The organism is Arthrobacter sp. AQ5-05 (assembly GCF_003287975.1).
Taxonomy (GTDB): Bacteria; Actinomycetota; Actinomycetes; order Actinomycetales; family Micrococcaceae; genus Paeniglutamicibacter.
The window spans coordinates 149643-167780 of sequence record NZ_QMKQ01000002.1 but is presented as its reverse complement, the minus strand read 5'-3'; the positions used below and the strand labels follow the sequence as shown (position 1 = coordinate 167780).

Genomic DNA, 18138 nt, shown 5'->3' with positions numbered 1-18138 from the left:
GCGGGTTGCGAAACGAAATGGGATCCCCTGGTGGTGAGCAGGATCTCGGGTGTTACCGCTTTGCGGTGAACGAGACGGAATACGCCGCGCAGGATCCTTCAAGGAGGCAATCATTCAGCGGACGGCCCGTCAACAACGGAATCCCGGGGAACCAGCGTGAACCCATGGAACTTGTCTGTCTCGACCAGGGTTGCAGGGGGCCGGCGGCGAGTTGCTTCTTGCGCTCGTCTCCCGCGGAACTGGCGGACTTCAGCTCGGCGAGGTACTTGTTTGTCGCGGCGCACCCGGAGGCTTCCCGGCATGCGAACGGTTCGCATGGGTGCGCCTCCCCGCGGCTCGCAGCTGGTGGAGCTTCCCAAGGCATGGGGTCGCCGGTGCTTTGGGCCACCGTGCCCCGGTGGCTGACGGGAGGGAGCCAGCGCACCCTCCCGTCAGCCGGCGCCCGAGGCCGGCAGTGAGCCGTCGGCGGCCGATCCCGTTCAGGATGGCTGCGCGGAGCACGCCAGGTCCGGCTCCAGCGAAACCACGGCCAAGAGGCCGTAGCCGCTTATTGCCGGTGTTGCTTCTTCGCCGCCAACGACGGTGTCATGGCGTTCCAGTGTCTGGGCCTTGTTTTCGCCGAGCAGCAACCCGGCCCGGCCATGGAGCAGGACCCCGAGCCGGCCACCGGTGATCCGCACCGGGTGCTTTTCCGAGAACTCAACGATCGCGACCCGCCCCTTCACTCTTCCAGTGCGGACCATCAAGTTCAGGTCCCGGATCGGCCCGGCGGGCAGCCTCGCGCTGGTCGCCGCCCCGCCGTCGAAGCGCAGCGGCCGGAACTTCTCCAGTTGCTGCGTCGTCCCATCGACGGTGATGGCCAAGGTCCCGCCCTCGATGACGGTCAGGATCCGGGTCATCCCGTCGAACGCCGAGAAATCTCCTTCGGATTCCACATCGGCAATGCTCAGCCGCCAGTCCCACTCGTCCCCGGTGGCGGGCACCGGTTCGCCTGCCGCACCCAGCTTCCCCGAGGCGATCTGCCGGGTCACCCCGCCGCCATTGCGCCACGGGGCTGGTACCAGTTCGGAATAGGGCAGGACGCTGCCGGGGGACAGTGCCTGGTTCGGTGCTGTGCTCATGGCGCGTTCCTCCGTTGGCGGGGTGCCGCTGCTAGGACAGTGGGGCATCGAGCACCGAGTTGGCGGCGTCCAGGATCGAGGCATCGGCCACCAGCAGGCGCACTTCCTCCATCTCCGGGGCGATGAACCTGTCGGTGTCCGGGCCCTGGACCTTCGCGCGGATCGCCGTGCGCACCGCGGTGATGACGGGCGAGGACTTGGAGGTGGCCAGGCCGCCGTCGCGCATGTCCAGTGCGCGGGCGCTGGTGAGCAGCTCGATGGCGAGCACGCGCTCCAGGCCGTCGATGGCACGGCGCAGCTTCAGGCCGGCATGCCAGCCCATGGAGACGTGGTCTTCCTGCATGGCCGAGGACGGGATGGAATCCACCGAGGCCGGGACGGCCAGACGCTTGAGCTCGGAGACGATGCCGGCGGCGGTGTACTGGGCGATCATGTGCCCGGAATCCACCCCGGGGTCATCGGCCAGGAAGGCGTTCAGGCCGTGGTTGCGGGCGGTGTCCAGGAACCTGTCGGTGCGGCGCTCGGAGATCGAGGCCAGGTCCGCGACCGCGATGGCCAGGAAGTCCAGCACGTAGCCGATGGGGGCGCCGTGGAAGTTGCCGTTGGACTCGACGCGGCCATCGACGGTGACCACCGGGTTGTCGATGGCCGAGGCCAGCTCGATCGCCGCGACCGATTCGGCGTGGGCAAGTGTTGCGCGCACCGCTCCGTGGACCTGCGGCGCGCAACGCAGCGAGTAGGCGTCCTGCACGCGGGTGAACTTGTGGGCTCCGGCCTTTTGCTCGGCAATCATCGTTGAATCCGCAAGGACGGCGCGGATGTTCGCAGCAGCGTCGCGCTGGCCCGGGTGCGGGCGCAGTGCGTGCAGGTCGGCCGCGAAGACGGAGTCGGTGCCCAGCAGGCCCTCGACGCTCATGGCCGCGGAGATGTCGGCGATCGAGGCCAGTCGGCGCAGGTCGGCTGCTGCCATCAGCAGCATGCCCAGCATGCCGTCGGTGCCGTTGATCAGGGCCAGACCCTCCTTTTCGGCCAACACGACCGGCTCGATGCCTTCCGCGGCCATGGCCTCGGCAGCGTCGAGCAGAACGCCGTCGGCATTGCGGACCTTGCCCTCGCCCATCACGGCCAGGGCGCAATGGGACAGTGGCGCCAGATCGCCGGAGCAGCCAAGCGACCCGTATTCCCCGACCACCGGGGTGATGGCCGCGTTCAGCAGCGCCGCGTAGGTCTGCGCCACCACCGGGCGCACCCCGGTGCGGCCGGTGGCCATGGTGGAGAGGCGGTTGAGCATCAGCCCGCGCACGATCTCCCGGTCGATCTCGGCACCGGAGGAGGCGGCGTGCGAGCGGATCAGCGAGCGCTGCAGCTGGGTGCGCAGCTCGATCGGGATCTGCTTGGTGGCCAAGGCCCCGAATCCGGTGGATACCCCGTAGTGCGGAACCGTGTCGGTCACCAGTGCATCGATGACGTTGCGCGAGTCGGCCATCGCCGCCAGCGAATCGGTGGACAGCTCGACCGCGACCAGATGGCGGGCCACGTCCACGACGTCGGCTGAGTTCAGTGCTCCGGTTGAAACGATAACGGTGGGGGTCATGGGGGTGTCCTTTCGGGAACAAAATATGGTGAAGGCTTGCCATTGGATGAAATACACGTTTCAATAAGTGAAACGCAGTGAGTGCCAAAGGGCAACCCCTGGGGCAGTATTACCAACAGATTCCGACATTGGAGATCATCGTGGCCGAACCGTCGACCCGCACCGTGGAGCGGGCCCTGCAGCTGCTGGGCTCGGTCTGTGACGCCGGTTTCCTGACGCTTGCCGATGCCGCGCGAGGAACCGAACTCTCAGCATCCACTGCGCTGCGCCTGCTTCGCACGCTGGAATCCGCCGGCTTCGTCCGCAAGGACGACGAGGGGGCCTACCGACCGGGGCTGCGCATCGTGCAGCTCGGTGCCCAGGCACTGAGCCACGAGTCGATCATTTCCCTCGCCGAGCCGGCGCTGGAGCGGATCGTGGAGGCCACCGGCGAATCGGCCTATGTCAACGTCCGGGCCCACCACGGGCCCGGCGGGGAGCACGGGCTCTACATCGCCATGCGCGAAGGCACCCACTCGGTGCGCCATTCCTCCTGGGTCGGGCGCACCGTCCCGATGGAGGGCAGCGCATCGGGTGCGGTGCTCTCGGGCAAGACCCCGAAAGCCGGGTATGTGGTGGTGGACCGCGGTGTCGAAGCGGACGTCACCGCCATCGCAGCACCGATCGCGGTGGAAATGCACGCTCCCGATGGAACCACCACCGGGACCCGGGTGATTGCGGCGCTGAGCATCGTGGCCCCCAGCTATCGCATGAATCCCGAAAAGATCAAGGCCATCGGCGAACTCGTCGCCGAAGAGGCCCACAACGTTTTGACCGCCTACCAACAGGAGAACCAGCCATGAGCTTCACCCAACATGATCCCTCCCGCGTCATCCGTTCCCCGCGCGGAACCAAGCTGACGGCCAAGAGCTGGCAGACCGAGGCGCCGCTGCGGATGCTGATGAACAACCTCGACCCGGAGGTCGCCGAGCGCCCCGAGGACCTGGTCGTCTACGGCGGCACCGGACGCGCGGCCCGCTCCTGGGAAGCCTACGACGCAATCATCAAGACCCTGACCGACCTGGAAGAGGACGAGACCCTGCTGGTCCAGTCCGGAAAGCCGGTCGGCGTCTTCCGCACCAACAAGTGGGCACCGCGCGTGCTGATCGCCAACTCCAACCTGGTCGGCGACTGGGCCAACTGGCCGGAGTTCCGCAAGCTCGAGGCCGAGGGCCTGATGATGTACGGCCAGATGACCGCGGGGTCCTGGATCTACATCGGCACCCAGGGCATCCTGCAGGGCACCTACGAGACCTTCGCCGCGATCGGCGTGAAGCGCTTCAACGGCACCCTGGCCGGCACGCTGACCCTCACCGGCGGCTGCGGCGGCATGGGCGGCGCCCAGCCGCTGGCCGTCACCCTCAACGGCGGCGCCTGCCTGATCGTCGACGTCTCCGAGGAGCGCCTGCGCCGCCGCCTGGGCAAGCGCTACCTCGACGACGTCGAGCTGGACCTGGATGCCGCAATCGCCAAGGTCACCGCCGCGAAGAACGAGGGCCGTGCGCTGTCGGTGGGCTACGTCGGCAACGCCGCGGAAGTATTCCCGGAGCTGCTGCGCCGCCAGCAGGCCGGGACGGTCTCCTTCGACATCGTCACCGACCAGACCTCCGCACACGACCCTTTGAGCTACCTGCCGGTGGAATACACCATCGAGCAGTGGGACGCGGAGGCCAAGGCCGACGAGGCAGGCTTCACCAAGAAGGCCCAGGCCGCCATGGCCTCACACGTCGAGGCCATGGTCGGCTTCCAGGACATCGGCGTCGAGGTCTTTGACTACGGCAACTCGATCCGTGATGAGGCACGCCAGGGCGGCTACGACCGCGCCTTCGAATTCCCCGGCTTCGTCCCTGCCTACATCCGCCCGCTGTTCTGCGAGGGCCTTGGCCCGTTCCGCTGGGTCGCGCTCTCCGGAGACCCGGAAGACATCCGCGTCACCGACGAGGCGCTGAAGGAACTCTTCCCCGAAAACGAGCACCTGCACCGCTGGCTCGATGCCGCCCAGAAGCACGTCGAGTTCGAGGGCCTGCCGGCACGCATCTGCTGGCTGGGCTACGGCGAACGCCAGAAGGCCGGCCTGCTGTTCAACCAGTTGGTGGCCGAGGGCAAGGTCTCCGCGCCGATCGTGATCGGCCGCGACCACCTTGACTCGGGCTCCGTGGCTTCACCGTACCGCGAGACCGAATCCATGAAGGACGGCTCGGACGCGATTGCCGACTGGCCGCTGCTCAACGCATTGACCGCCACCGCCTCCGGTGCCACCTGGGTCTCGATCCACCACGGCGGCGGGGTCGGCATCGGCCGTTCCATCCACGCCGGACAGGTCTCGCTGGCCGACGGCACCGAGCTGGCCGCGGCCAAGCTCGAGGCGCTGCTGACCAACGACCCGGGCATGGGCGTGATCCGCCACGTCGACGCCGGCTACGAGCGCGCCATCGAGGTCGCCAACGAGCGCGGCGTGCGCATCCCGATGGCGCAGTAGAAAAAACATGGCCAACGACGGCACCATTGGGACAATAATTGATGAGGGACATGTCGCCGGGAAACCGAAGGGGCTGTGGCGGTTCTTCGTCTACAGCCTCATCGGGATCTTCATGTTCTTCATCCCGATCACCCTCGGCGGGAAAAGCACCATCCCGCTGGACCACCTGGTCACCGCGATCACCGCGCTGCTCGGCCCGGCGGTCAAGTACCTGATCCTGGGCTTGATCCTGGCCGGAACGATCTACCCCTTCGCCTCCGGGCGCTGGAAGGACTCGCGGGTCAAGACGCTCTTTGCGTTCCTGAACATCCTGGGCCTGGCCACCGGCACGATGCTGGTGTTCAACGTCGGCCCGGCGCTGCTCTTCGACCCGGACCTCGGACCCTTCCTGTTCAACAAGCTGGTGATCCCGGTCGGGATGATCGTTCCCATTGGTGCCGTCTTCCTGGCCCTGCTGGTCGGCTACGGGCTGATGGAGTTCGTCGGGGTGATGGTCCAGCGCATCATGCGCCCCATCTGGCGCACCCCAGGCCGCTCGGCGGTCGACGCGGTGGCGTCGTTCGTGGGCAGCTACTCGCTGGGCCTGCTGATCACCGACCGGATGTACCAGTCCGGGCGGTACACCGGGCGCGAATCGGCGATCATCGCCACCGGCTTCTCCACCGTCTCGGTCACCTTCATGCTGATCGTGGCCAAGACGCTTGAGATCATGCACCTGTGGCTGCCCTACTTCTTCCTCACGTTCGGGGTGACGTTCCTGGTCACCGCGATCGTGGTCCGCATTCCTCCGCTGAGCAGGATCGAGGACACTTACTTCTGGTCCTCCACCCCGCAGCCCGAGGAAATGGTCACCTCCAGGCGGCTGGCCACCGCATGGCGGGACGCCATGGGGATGCTGGCCACCGCCCCGAAGTTGGGCGCCAACGTGCGAGACAACTTCAAGGACGGCGTGCTGATGGCCATGGCGATCCTGCCCTCGATCCTTTCGGTCGGGCTGATCGGCTTGCTGCTGGCCCGCTTCACCCCGGTCTTTGACTGGCTGGGCTACATTTTCCTCCCCTTCACCTGGGTTGCCGGCCTGCCGGATCCGCTGTTGGCCGCCAAGGCCTCGGCAGTGGGCATCGCCGAGATGTTCCTGCCGGCCACCGTGGTGGCAGGACACGAATCCGAACAGCTACGCCTGGTCATTGCCGTCGTCTGTGTCTCGGCCATCATCTTCTTCTCCGCGGTGGTGCCCTGCATCCTGGCAACCCGGATACCGTTGAAGATCTGGCACCTGGTCGTCATCTGGGCCCAACGCGTGGCCCTGACCATCCTCATCGCCAGCCCCATTGCCTTCCTTATGGTCGGCAGATAGGAATTATGAACGTGCACACCCAAACCGTCAACTCCCTGCTGGGGGCCATCGAAGACATCGGCCGCGACGCCAAGCGCGGCGGCTATTCGCGTCCCGTGTATTCGGCCGCCGAAACCACGCTGCGCGAATGGTTCATCGCCGAGGCCACCGGCCGGTCCCTGGAAGTCTCCACCGATGCCAACGGCATCATCTGGGCTTGGTGGGATATGCCCGGATCGGCCAAGGACGAGGCCTCGCGCCGCGGCGCATTGGTCACCGGCTCGCACCTCGACTCGGTGCCAGGCGGCGGCGCGTTCGACGGCCCGCTGGGCGTGGCAAGCGCGCTGGCCGCCTACGACGAGCTCGCCAAACGTGAGACGGCCGGCTCCCTGGTGCGCAACCGCGCCCTGGCCATCACGGTGTTCCCCGAGGAAGAGGGCTCGCGCTTCGGCGTGGCCTGCCTGGGCTCGCGCCTGCTCACCGGCGCCATCGACCCGGCGCGCGCGCTGAACCTGCGTGACGAACAGGGCAACACCTTCGCCGACGTGGCTTCCGCCCACGGCTTGGACCCGGCGCGCATGGGCCGCGACGAGGTGGCGCTGGCCCGGATCGGGGATTTCATCGAACTGCACGTGGAGCAGGGCAAGGGCCTGAACTCCGAGGCACACACCGATCACGCCGGACGCGGCCCGGCCGTCGCGGTGGGCGACACCATCCTGGGCCACGGCCGCTGGAAGCTCTCGTTCTCCGGGCAGGGCAACCACGCCGGCACCACCCTGATGGCCGACCGCGCCGACCCGATGATTGCCGCGGCCCAGACCGTCGTCGCGGTCCGGCAGATCGGCGCCGCGCAGGACAACGCCCGGGCCACCGTGGGCCGGATCGAGCCGGTGCCCGGGGGCACCAACGTGATCGCCTCCCGCGTGGATCTGTGGCTGGATGTGCGCCACCCGGATGACGCAGTGACCGCGATGCTGGTGGAGAAGATCCACGGGCAGGCGCAGAAGCTGGCCGCCTTCGAGGGCTGCAGCGTGCAATTGACCGAGGAATCCTTCTCCAACACCGTGCACTTCGATTCCGGGCTGACCCGCTCGCTGGCCAACTCGGTGCGCCGCCTGGTGCCCGACGCCCCGCTGCTGCCCACCGGTGCCGGCCACGACGCAGGGGTGCTCGCCGCCGAAGTGCCCTCGGGCATGCTCTACGTGCGCAACCCCTCGGGCATCAGCCACTCCCCGGAGGAACATGTCGAGGACGACGACGCCGCCACGGGCGTGCTGGCGCTGGCCGACGCGCTTGCGGACCTGCTGTGAGCCGGGCCACCACCCGGGTTCCGGCCCCGGTCAACGCGCACTCGCACGCCTTCCACCGGATCCTGCGCGGACGCACCCACCAGGGCGCCGACGGCGGGGCCGGGAACTTCTGGACCTGGCGCGAGCAGATGTACGAGGCCGCGGCCGGGCTCACCCCGGCCGGCTACCAGCAGCTGGCCACCGCGGTGTTCGCCGAAATGGTTGTCAACGGCTATAGCGCGGTGGGTGAATTCCATTACCTGCACCACGACGTGGACGGGGCTCCCTACACGGGGGCCGATGAACACGGCATGGAACTTGCGCTGGCCCGTGCGGCGAAGGCCGCCGGCATCCGCCTGGTGCTGCTGGACACCTGCTACCTGCAGGGCGGGCTGGATGCACAAGGCACCGTGCTGGAACTCAACGAAACCCAGCAGCGTTTCTCCGATGGGGATGTTGCCGGCTGGTTGGCCCGGCACAACTCATTGGCCACCGCGCTGCGGCAGTTGGATGCGGGAGAAGGCCTCGTTAGCCTGGGCGCGGCCATCCACTCGGTGCGTGCGGTTTCCCCACAAGCCTTGGAACAGATTGCCGCCGGGCTGGATCCAGCGCTGCCGCTGCACGTGCACCTTTCCGAGCAACCTGCGGAAAACGAATCCTGCCGGGCAGCGTTCGGAATGACACCCACCGGATTGCTGGAACGCGCTGGTCTGCTGGGCCCGCGGCTCTCCGCGGTGCACGCAACCCACCTCAGCGATGCGGACATTGCTGCCCTGGGCGCCGCTGGCGCAGGGATTGTCATGTGCCCCACCACCGAGGCGGATCTGGGCGACGGAATTGGTCCGGCCCGTGAGCTAGCCAATGCCGGAGCCATCATTTCCCTGGGTAGCGACCAGCACGCGGTGCTGGATCCCTATCTTGAACAGCGCGGCTTGGAATACGGCGAACGGTTACGCAGTGGGCAACGCGGACGCTTTGCCCCGGCCGAAATTTCCGCTGCAGCCCGCGAAGGTGGCCTGCGCTCCCTGGGTCTTGCCGGCAACGACGACCACATCGCGGTGCGCACCGACACCATGCGCACTGCCGGATCACGCACGGCACAGCTTCCGCTCACGGCAACTGCCGCGGATATCGCCGAAGTGCACATCAACGGCCAGCTGGTGGCCCGCGACGGGATCCACACAACGCTGGGGGATCCTGCGGACCTCTATACAGCATTCTTCACCGAGCACCCGGAGTTTTCATGAGCACCACACTGATTACAAATATTTCTGAGGCTTTCACCTCGGATGTCGATCACACCCTGATTCCGAACGCGGCAATCCTGATCAATGATGAACGGATCGCTTGGATCGGCCCTGCCGCCGATGCCCCGGACGCCGACACCATCATTGACGCCGGATACCGTGCCGCATTGCCGGGTTGGGTTGATTCACACAGCCACCTGGTTTTTGCGGGAGATCGCAGCCGCGAATTCGTTGCCCGCATGGCCGGGCAGGACTACGAAGCCGGCGGAATTGCCGTGACCACCGCGGCCACCCGCGCGGCCTCGGATTATGATCTAACCCGCCTGGTCATGGGACGGGCTGCCGAGGCACTGGCCGGCGGCACGACCTACCTCGAGACCAAGACCGGCTACGGACTGTCCGTCGAGGAAGAAGCCCGCCATGCACGCATTGCCTCCACAGTCGTAGACCAGGTGACATTCCTCGGAGCGCACCTGGTGCCAGCGGGCATGGACGCACAGGAATATACGGACCTTGTCTGCGGAGAAATGCTCCAACGGGTGGCTCCCTATGTGCAGTACGCCGATGTCTTCTGCGAACGCGGGGCCTTCAACGAAGCCCAGTCCCGTCAGGTGCTCACTGCCGCCCGCGACGCGGGGCTGGGGTTGCGCGTCCACGGGAACCAGCTTGGCCCAGGCCCCGGAACTCAACTTGCGGTCGAATTCGGTGCCGCAAGCGTCGATCACGTGAACTTCTTGGATGAGGCCGACATCTCGGCTCTTGCCGGATCCTGGACCGGCTGGGATGCTGGCACCCGCAGCGGTACCGTGGGGACCGTTGCCACCTGCTTGCCGGCCTGCGACCTTTCCACTCGCATGCCATTTGCCCCAGGCCGCGAACTCATCGATGCCGGGGTGCAGATCGCGCTGGCATCGAACTGCAACCCGGGCACCTCATACACCTCGTCGATGGCTTTCTGCGTGACAACTGCGGTGCTGCAGATGCACCTGAGCATTGAGGAAGCAATCGTTGCGGCAACCTATGGCGGGGCATTGGCCCTGGGCGTGCAAGATCAGGTCGGAACCTTGGAAGTTGGCAAGCGTGCCGATATCCAGCTGCTCAACGCACCTTCTGTTGCCCACCTTGCCTACCGACCCGGAATGAATCTTTCCGGACCGGTATTTCGCGCCGGAAAACTGGTGGCCGGGAAAGTCTAAGCGGGGGTAGCCATCGCAGTGCCGCACTCGAAGACATTCATGGATGCAACAAAGTTCTAGTCGGCTCCGTGTTTTCGTCACCGTTGCCGGAGAGTGTCTATACGAACACCCACCCGCACTGAGCGTGACTCATGCGCACCGTGGGTTGGTGTTCGTATTGCGCATAAGTTATGCATAATTTTACGCATAACTTATGCGTAGCTTGTAGATTCCACATGTCAGAGCGCTTATTTGAAATGTGTATGTTATGCGCGATTCTTGCAAAATTTAGGCGTGCAGATCGAGGCTGACGCTCCAGGTACTTCGATTTTTGCGCATATCGACACCGAGTTTGGCATGCATCCAGCCTCGGGCCCTGAGATAGTCAATCTTTCCATGGTGAAACTGTAGGCGCCCATTAAACAGGTGTGGGAGTCATGAAGTTGCATGACTCCCACACCAGCAAACACGAATGTCAGTGGCCGCGTTTGATCCACTCGTCCAGGTTCGGTGCCTCGGCCCCGATCGTGGTGGCATCCCCGTGGCCGGTGTTCACCACGGTGCTCGCCGGCAGGGTGAGCAGGCGTTCGCGGATCGAGTCGATGATCGTCTCGAAACTCGAATGGCTGCGCCCGGTGGCACCCGGACCGCCGTTGAACAGCGTGTCCCCGGAAAACACGGTGCCCAGGGACTCCACATGGAAGCAGGTGGAACCCGGGGAGTGCCCGGGGGTGTGCAGGGCCACCAGCGTGGTGCCGGCCACCTCGAACTCCTGCCCGTCGGCGATCCCGGCATCGGCGGTGGTTCCGGGGAACACGTCCTGCCAGAGCATCGTATCGGCCGGGTTCAGGTGGATCGGTGCCTGGACCAGGTCCGCGAATTCGCGGGCGTACCGGATGTGGTCATCGTGCCCGTGGGTCAGCAGCACCGCCTTGAAGGTGCGCCCGCCCACCGCTTCGACGGTCCTGGCAACCCGGAACGGCACGATGAACACTTTCCCAACATGTTCTTGGCCCTCGAGGCCCGCAGTGGCATCGTCAAGATCCTGACGTCACGGCGGAACGCCATGACGGAAGCGGAGGCACCATGGGGTTCCGACCGTTGGAAGTACCTGTCCCATTCCGTAGATCTTCCAGGGAGAAGGCCTATAGTTTGAATACGTGTAATCATCGTAGTCAAAAGAGGAGCATCATGACTTCAGTTCGACTGGACGAGGAGACCGAAGCCCGTTTGGATCGCCTCGCCGCCCAAACCAATCGTTCGAAGGCCTTCTACTTGCGAGAGCTCATCGAATCCGGGCTGCCCCGCCTGGAGCGCGAGTACGGCATCGCCCAGTTGGCCTCGGACATACGTGCCGGTCGCGAGCTGACCATTAGCCATGAAGAAATGAAGCGTGATCTTGGCCTGGACGATTAGGTACTCGCAACGCGCTGCGAAAGAGTTGCGAAAGCTGGACAAGCCCTCGGCAAGACGAATGATAATGGCGCTGGAAGAGATATCCGCTCTGGCGGACCCCCGTTCCCGGGGCAGGGGGCTCACCGGCTCCTTGGCTGGCCTGTGGCGATACAGGGTTGGGGATTACCGCATCATTTGTGACCTCAGTGACGACCAGTTGGTCATCGTCGCATTGGAACTGGGGCATCGTTCTGCGATTTATGACTGACATTTGCCCAACGAACCGGATATTACGCGGCTGGCTTGATGTCGGACGCCGCCAGCGAATTTTTTAGTGATGCCGGTCGCGCTCGTGATAAACAAGGAGCATGGCTATTACTGCACTCAAAGGTACCCCTGTCCAAACCGTTGGCGAGCTGCCCGCCGTTGGCGCAACCGCTCCCGACTTTGCTTTCACCGGCGCCGACCTTGGCGACGTAAACAGCAGCGAGCTGCGCGGCAAGCGCGTCGTGCTCAACGTCTTCCCGTCGATCGACACCGGTGTCTGCGCCTCCTCGGTCCGCAAGTTCAACGAATTGGCCGCCGGCCTGGAGAACACCGCAGTCGTGTGTGCTTCGGCCGACCTGCCGTTCGCCCTGGGCCGCTTCTGCGGTGCCGAAGGCCTCGAGAACGTTGTTCCGGCGTCGAGCTTCCGCTCCGACTTCGGCGCAGAATTCGGCCTGACCCAGGCCGACGGACCGCTGCGCGGCCTGCTGGCCCGCGCGGTCGTGGTCCTCGACGAGAACGGCGTGGTCCTGCACCACGAGGTGGTTCCGGAAATCTCCAGCGAACCGAACTACGACGCAGCAATCGCCGCGCTGTCCTAGGCATCCTTGCTCGGCTTGGCTGCCTCGCAGCCGGGCCGCAGCCTGGGGGTGGGCCCCGGCACCCGGAATCACTTTAGATTCCCAGGTGCCGGGGCTTCACTGCTTTAAGGCGGCCGGGCAATTCCGGAAACCGCCAGAGCCCGGAAGCGGTGCGGTGCGGGTGGTGGCAGGCTCCGGTACCGGAAGCCGAATACACAGGTTCCCAGAACGAAACGTGCCGCCACGGCAGGCCAAACGGAATGTACGCGTTGAGATTTTTTATGATCGGTAGACAAGTCAAACGATCATAAGCAATCATAGTAGGGAAGAACTTGCCATTCCCGGGCACATTCGTGGGCCCCGGGTCACAGAAGGAGACAGTCTTGAGCGACATCAGCCAGCTTGGCCACCACATGGACATCGAACTCACCTCGCAGCCGGAGATCTGGGAACGCGCCATCGCCCAGTCCAAGGCCGAGTCCCTGCTTCCCGCGGATGGCCTGCGCGTAGCGGTCGTCGGCTGCGGCACCTCCTGGTTCATGGCCCAGGCCTACGCCGCCGCCCGCGAATCTGCCGGCAAGGGCGTCACCGACGCGTTCGCCGCCTCCGAGGCATTCATCGCCACCCGCGACTACGACGTGCTGGTGGCCATCACCCGCTCGGGCACCACCTCCGAGGTCCTGGAACTGCTGGGCCACCTTGATGGCTCGATCCGGACCGTCGCGGTCATCGGCGACACCACCTCCCCGATCGTCACCAAGGTCGATGCCGTGGTCGAGCTGCCCTACGCCGACGAGCAGTCCGTCGTGCAGACCCGCTTCGCCACCTCCGCGCTGGCCTACCTGCTCACCAGCGTCGGGGTCGACCTGACCGAGGCCGTGGCCGATGCCCGCACCGCCGTCACCGCCGAAACCCCGAAGGAACTGATCGACGCCGAGCAGTTCACCTTCCTGGGCCGCGGCTGGACCATCGGCCTGGCCCACGAGGCTGCGCTGAAGATGCGCGAGGCCGTCCAGGGCTGGACCGAGTCCTACCCGGCCATGGACTACCGCCACGGCCCGATCTCCATCGCCGCACCGAACCGCGTGACCTGGATGCTGGGCGAAGAGCCCGAGGGGCTGGCCGGGGACATGGTGCGCACCGGCGCCCTGTACATCAACAACGACGTGCACCCGCTGGCCGAGCTGGCCCGCATCCACCGCGTCACCCTGGACCGTGCCCGCGCCCGCGGCATGAACCCGGATAGCCCGCGCAACCTGTCGCGCTCGGTCATCCTGTCCGAAGACGCCTAGGGAACCGATCGGGAGTGCCGCACACCATGAACCCTCCGTACCTGCTCTTTGACGTGGGAGGCACCGACATCAAGTCGGCGCTGTCCGACGATGCGGGAAACCTGTTGGGCATCCGCCGGGTTCCCACCCGGCGCGGCACTCCCGATCCGGCCGCCTCGCTGATCGACCAACTGCACGGCCTGGGAACGGACCTGATGGCCCAATCGCCCCTGCTCGTCCCGCAGGCCGTGGGCCTGCTGGTCTGTGGAATCGTTGACGAGGACGCGGGGCTCGGGGTCTTCTCCGCGAACCTCGGCTGGCGCGATGCCCCGCTGCGGGAGATGGCTTCCAAGGCCTTCGCCCTGCCGGTGGGCTTCGGCCACGATGTGTCAACGGCCGGGGCAGCCGAACTGCGCTTCGGTGCCGGCGCCGCCCTGGGCACCAAGGTGCGCAACGCGGTGATGCTGGTGATCGGCACGGGGATCGCCGCCGCCCTCTTCATCGACGGCCACGCCGTCTCGGCCGGCGGCTACGCCGGGGAACTGGGCCACGCCGCGGTTCCCGGAGGGCTCGACTGCGCCTGCGGCGCCCACGGCTGCCTCGAAACCATCGGCTCGGCAGGTGGCATTGCCAAGCGCTACACACAGGCCAGCGGCCGCCCGGTCGAAGGCGCCCACGAGGTGCTCAAGGCCATGAAGGCCGGGGACCCGGTGGCCGCACGGATCTGGAACGAGGCCGTGGAGGCCATCGCCTTCTCCATCGCCCAGCTGTGCTCCTCGATCGCACCCGAGGCAGTGATCATCGGCGGCGGGCTGGCCCAGGCCGGAGAGGCGTTGCTGGAACCGCTGCGCCGCTCGCTGCGCCACAAGCTCTCCTACCACCGCGAACCGCTGATCGTCCCGGCCCGGCTGGGCCAGGACGCCGGCCTGCGCGGCGCCTACCTGAAGGCAGCCGAAGCCAGGGAAGTGCACCCGTGATCCTGACCATCACCCCGAATCCCGCGGTGGATGAAACCTACGGCCTCCAGGCGCTGGATGTCGGCGGATCCAACCGCGTCGACGCCCCGCATCGGAGGGCCGGCGGCAAGGGCCTGAACGTGGCACGAGTGCTGCACTCCCAGGGCTTGCCCGTCATCGCGCTGGCCCCTGTGGGTGGCGCCAACGGGCGGGTGTTCGCCAGGGAGCTTGAAGCCGCCGGCGTCGCGCACTCGCTGGTCCATGTTGCCCCAGAAACCAGGCGCAGCATGGCCGTGGTCGAACACGGCACCGGGCGCACCACGGTCCTGAACGAGCGCGGCGGCGCCCTGAGCGACGCCGAATGGGACTCCCTGCGCGCACAAATCATTGCCCTGCTGGACCAGGGCGCCACCGTGCTGGCCGCCTCCGGCTCGCTGCCCGAGGGGGCGGATGAGGACTTCTACCCGTGGTGCGTGCGCGAGGCCGCACGCCGGAGAATCCCCAGCATCATCGACACCTCCGGCCCCGCGCTGCTGGCCGCCGCGCGCGCCGGCGCCACGGTGCTCAAGCCCAACCACCACGAGCTGGCAGAGATCACCGGCACCGATTCGCTCCAAACCGGAGCAGCGATCCTGTTGGCCGCCGGCGCCAAGCACGTCTATGCCAGCGCCGGGGAAGAAGGGCTCTTCCACTTCGGGGCCCACTCCCCGACGCGCTGGAACGCCGCCCGGTTGCCCGAACCGCTGGTGGGCAACCCCACCGGGGCCGGGGACTCGGTGGTCGCCGCCATCGCAGCGGGCCTGCACCTTGGCGAGGACCACGCGACGGTGATCCTGCCGCGTGCCGCCGCCTGGTCCGCCTCCGCGGTGCTCATGCCCACGGCCGGGGAACTGCACCCCTCCCACCCCGAGCTGGCCCGGGCCCTGGTGCTCTCCTCCTCCACGGCGCCCTAGGGCGCACCCACCCCTCCTTGAAAGGACGCACCCACCGTGCCCCTGGTCAACACCGCTGAAATCATGAATGCCGCGCGCGCCGCCAACATCGGCCAGGGCGCCTTCAACGTCATCCACCTGGAAAGCGCCGAGGCGCTCATCCGCGGCGCCGAGATCGCCCAAACCCCGGTGATCCTGCAGATCTCCGAAAACTGCGTGGGCTACCACGGCTCCCTGGAACCCATTGCCCTGGCATCCCTGGCCGCCGCCCGCAATGCCGACGTCCCGGTCGCCGTGCACCTTGACCACGCCGAATCCGAGGACCTGGCCAAGGCCGCGGTCGATTTGGGCTTTGGGTCGATCATGTTCGACGGCGCGCACCTGGAGTACGGGCAGAACGTCGCGGCCACCCGGCGCGTGGCCGAGTATGCCCACGCGGCAGGCGTCTACGTCGAGGCCGAGCTGGGGAAGATCGGCGGCAAGGACGGAGCCCATGCGCCGGGCGTGCGCACCGATCCCGACGAGGCGCGCGCGTTTGTCCAGGCCACCGGCGTCGACGCCCTGGCCGTGGCGGTCGGTTCCTCCCACGCCATGCTGGACCGCTCCGCCACCCTGGACATCGAGCTGATCGCCCGCATCCGTGCGGCACTGGACGTGCCGCTGGTGCTGCACGGTTCCTCGGGCGTCAGCGACGAGAACATCGTGGCCGCCATCCATGCGGGCATGACCAAGATCAACGTCTCCACGCACCTGAACGGCTTCTTCACCCGGGCCATCCGCGAATACCTCGAAGCCAATCCGAGTGTCGTGGATTCGCGCAAGTACCTAACCCGCGGCCGCGAGGCCATGGCGACGGAGAGCGCACGCTTGCTGCGCCTCTTTGCCGGGGAATCGAACTAGCTCGACCCCGCTTGCCGGCTCCCTTCCCGGCGCCGGGAATCCATTGAGCCCGAAAACGAAGGCCGGTCGAGGCAAAACCGTGATCCGTGTGAAATGTATCTGCTTTGTGACCCAATCGGCTTGACCCAGTGTCAGTCGTCACACCATAATCAAGAGTGCATGTACTTTATTGATCGTTCTGATCGCAAATAAAGCACATAACATCATTCTTGTCGTTGTGAAATGCCAAACGATCACAACGACCCCATGGAACGAGGATCAATGAAAAAGCGCAATCTCCGAGGCGTGGTCGTTGCCGGTGCTGCCGCCGCCGCACTGCTGCTGACCTCTTGCGGCTTTGGCGGGGGAAACACCGGCGGAAACGACGATGTCAGCTCACCCGGCGCCGTCACCACCCTGGACATGATGGTCCCGAGCTACTCCGACGGCACCAAGGCCCTCTGGGAAAAGGTCATCAAGGACTTCGAGGCAGCCAACACCGACGTCAAGGTCAACCTTGAAATGCAGTCGTGGGAAAACATCGAAGGCGTGCTGAAGACCAAGATCCAGGGCAACAAGGCACCGGACATCTACAACGGAGGCGCCTTTGCCGAGTTCGCCGCCGAAGGCCTGCTCGCACCGGCCACCGACATTGCCTCCGAGGCAACAGTGGCCGACTTCCAGCCGTCCTTTGCAGAGAACGAGAAGGTTGACGGCACCCAGTACGGCCTGCCGCTGATCGCCTCGGCCCGCGCCCTGTTCTACAACAAGACCCTGATGGAAGAGGCGGGCGTCACCGAGGTCCCCAAGACCTGGGACGAGCTGCACGACGCGGCCAAGGCCATCAGTGACAAGACCAAGTCCGACGGCTACGGCATGCCCCTGGGCAACGAAGAGGCCCAGGGCGAATCGCTGATCTGGTTCGCCGGCAACGGCGGAAACTTCGGCGACGCCACCAACATCGCCGTCGACACCCCGGCCAACGTCGAGGCCGCTGAGTTCATGCAGAAGATGGTCAAGGACGGCGTCACCCAAAAGGATCCGGGCGCCACCCAGCGCACCCCGATGCTCAACACCTTCATCCAGGGCAAGCTCGGCTTTGCCTACGGCCTGCCGCAGACCGTGGGACAGATCAAGACCGAGAACCCGAAGCTTGAATACGGCATCGCACCGGTTGCCACCAAGTCCGGCGAACCGGCAACCCTAGGCGTTGCAGACCGCCTGATGTCCTTCAAGAACGATGGTTCCAAGGCCGCAGCGGTCAAGAAGTTCATGGACTACTTCTTCTCCGCCGATGTCTACACCGACTGGGTCTCCACCGAGGGCTTCCTGCCGACCACCATGTCGGGCTCCGAGAAGCTGGCCGGCGACGAAACCCTCAAGCCGTTCCTGGACATGCTGCCCAACGCGGTGTTCTACCCGACCACCAACCCGGCCTGGAACGCCACCGATGGAGCCTTCAAGTCGCTGATGGGCCAGATCGCCACCGGCAAGTCCGCCCCGGATGTCCTGAAGGAAATCCAGGCCAAGGCCGACGCGGCCAAGTAGCCGCACCGGCTTTGCCACCCAACCACGCAACG

17 protein-coding genes are annotated in these 18138 nt (G+C 66.1%); 14 read left to right on the top strand and 3 right to left on the bottom strand.

The genetic code is table 11. The annotated features are described in order from the left end of the window. Positions 1-479 precede the first annotated feature (479 nt). Together DQ353_RS03390 and hutH are read right to left on the bottom strand one after the other, a co-directional pair. Positions 480-1121 (bottom strand): HutD/Ves family protein, encoded by a 642-nt coding sequence (locus DQ353_RS03390; protein WP_113761374.1) that lies wholly within the window; start codon positions 1119-1121, stop codon positions 480-482. A 31-nt stretch (positions 1122-1152) separates the two neighbouring features. After that, positions 1153-2715, bottom strand: a complete 1563-nt coding sequence (gene hutH, locus DQ353_RS03385) for a histidine ammonia-lyase (protein ID WP_113761373.1) — start codon at positions 2713-2715, stop codon at positions 1153-1155. A 128-nt stretch (positions 2716-2843) separates the two neighbouring features. Between hutH and DQ353_RS03380 the strand changes: the two genes are divergently transcribed. The 6 genes from DQ353_RS03380 to hutI are packed head-to-tail and all read left to right on the top strand — an operon-like array spanning position 2844 to position 10301. After that, positions 2844-3557: an IclR family transcriptional regulator gene (locus DQ353_RS03380; protein ID WP_286166576.1), complete on the top strand. Its 714-nt coding sequence runs from the start codon at positions 2844-2846 to the stop codon at positions 3555-3557. Next, on the top strand, positions 3554-5233 hold the full coding sequence (hutU, locus tag DQ353_RS03375) for a urocanate hydratase (protein WP_113761372.1): 1680 nt from the start codon (positions 3554-3556) through the stop codon (positions 5231-5233). Before DQ353_RS03380 ends, hutU begins: the two co-directional genes overlap by 4 nt. A 7-nt stretch (positions 5234-5240) precedes the next feature. Continuing rightward, positions 5241-6590, top strand: a complete 1350-nt coding sequence (locus DQ353_RS03370; protein ID WP_113761371.1) for a YjiH family protein — start codon at positions 5241-5243, stop codon at positions 6588-6590. A 5-nt stretch (positions 6591-6595) separates the two neighbouring features. Continuing rightward, complete coding sequence (locus tag DQ353_RS03365) at positions 6596-7879, top strand: allantoate amidohydrolase (RefSeq protein ID WP_113761370.1); 1284 nt, start codon at positions 6596-6598, stop codon at positions 7877-7879. Then, positions 7876-9105: a formimidoylglutamate deiminase gene (locus tag DQ353_RS03360; protein WP_113761369.1), complete on the top strand. Its 1230-nt coding sequence runs from the start codon at positions 7876-7878 to the stop codon at positions 9103-9105. The genes DQ353_RS03365 and DQ353_RS03360 overlap by 4 nt, the downstream gene beginning before the upstream one ends. Beyond that, on the top strand, positions 9102-10301 hold the full coding sequence (gene hutI, locus DQ353_RS03355; RefSeq protein ID WP_113761368.1) for an imidazolonepropionase: 1200 nt from the start codon (positions 9102-9104) through the stop codon (positions 10299-10301). Before DQ353_RS03360 ends, hutI begins: the two co-directional genes overlap by 4 nt. Positions 10302-10755: 454 nt before the next feature. On the opposite strand, the gene DQ353_RS03350 is transcribed toward hutI, so the two are convergent. Then, positions 10756-11265 (bottom strand): MBL fold metallo-hydrolase, encoded by a 510-nt coding sequence (locus tag DQ353_RS03350; protein ID WP_286166575.1) that lies wholly within the window; start codon positions 11263-11265, stop codon positions 10756-10758. Positions 11266-11471: 206 nt separating this feature from the next. Here DQ353_RS03350 and relB point away from each other — a divergent pair, with 206 nt between their 5' ends. From relB to DQ353_RS03310, 8 genes are all read left to right on the top strand, one after another. After that, positions 11472-11696 carry a type II toxin-antitoxin system RelB family antitoxin gene (gene relB, locus DQ353_RS03345; RefSeq protein WP_286166574.1) on the top strand — a complete coding sequence of 75 codons (225 nt, stop codon included), beginning with the start codon at positions 11472-11474 and terminating at the stop codon, positions 11694-11696. Beyond that, on the top strand, positions 11674-11943 hold the full coding sequence (locus DQ353_RS03340) for a type II toxin-antitoxin system RelE family toxin (RefSeq protein ID WP_286166573.1): 270 nt from the start codon (positions 11674-11676) through the stop codon (positions 11941-11943). The genes relB and DQ353_RS03340 overlap by 23 nt, the downstream gene beginning before the upstream one ends. Positions 11944-12043: 100 nt before the next feature. Next, positions 12044-12541 carry a thiol peroxidase gene (gene tpx, locus DQ353_RS03335; protein WP_113761366.1) on the top strand — a complete coding sequence of 166 codons (498 nt, stop codon included), beginning with the start codon at positions 12044-12046 and terminating at the stop codon, positions 12539-12541. A 392-nt stretch (positions 12542-12933) separates the two neighbouring features. Further along, on the top strand, positions 12934-13812 hold the full coding sequence (locus DQ353_RS03330; protein ID WP_502696373.1) for an SIS domain-containing protein: 879 nt from the start codon (positions 12934-12936) through the stop codon (positions 13810-13812). Between the two features lie 26 nt (positions 13813-13838). After that, complete coding sequence (locus DQ353_RS03325) at positions 13839-14768, top strand: ROK family protein (protein ID WP_113761571.1); 930 nt, start codon at positions 13839-13841, stop codon at positions 14766-14768. Further along, a complete protein-coding gene (locus tag DQ353_RS03320; protein ID WP_113761364.1) occupies positions 14765-15700 on the top strand; it encodes a 1-phosphofructokinase family hexose kinase in 936 nt (311 codons plus the stop codon). Before DQ353_RS03325 ends, DQ353_RS03320 begins: the two co-directional genes overlap by 4 nt. Positions 15701-15736: 36 nt before the next feature. Further along, positions 15737-16579, top strand: a complete 843-nt coding sequence (locus DQ353_RS03315) for a class II fructose-bisphosphate aldolase (RefSeq protein ID WP_113761363.1) — start codon at positions 15737-15739, stop codon at positions 16577-16579. Positions 16580-16840: 261 nt separating this feature from the next. Further along, on the top strand, positions 16841-18106 hold the full coding sequence (locus tag DQ353_RS03310; protein WP_113761362.1) for an extracellular solute-binding protein: 1266 nt from the start codon (positions 16841-16843) through the stop codon (positions 18104-18106). The last annotated feature ends 32 nt before the right edge of the window (positions 18107-18138 follow it).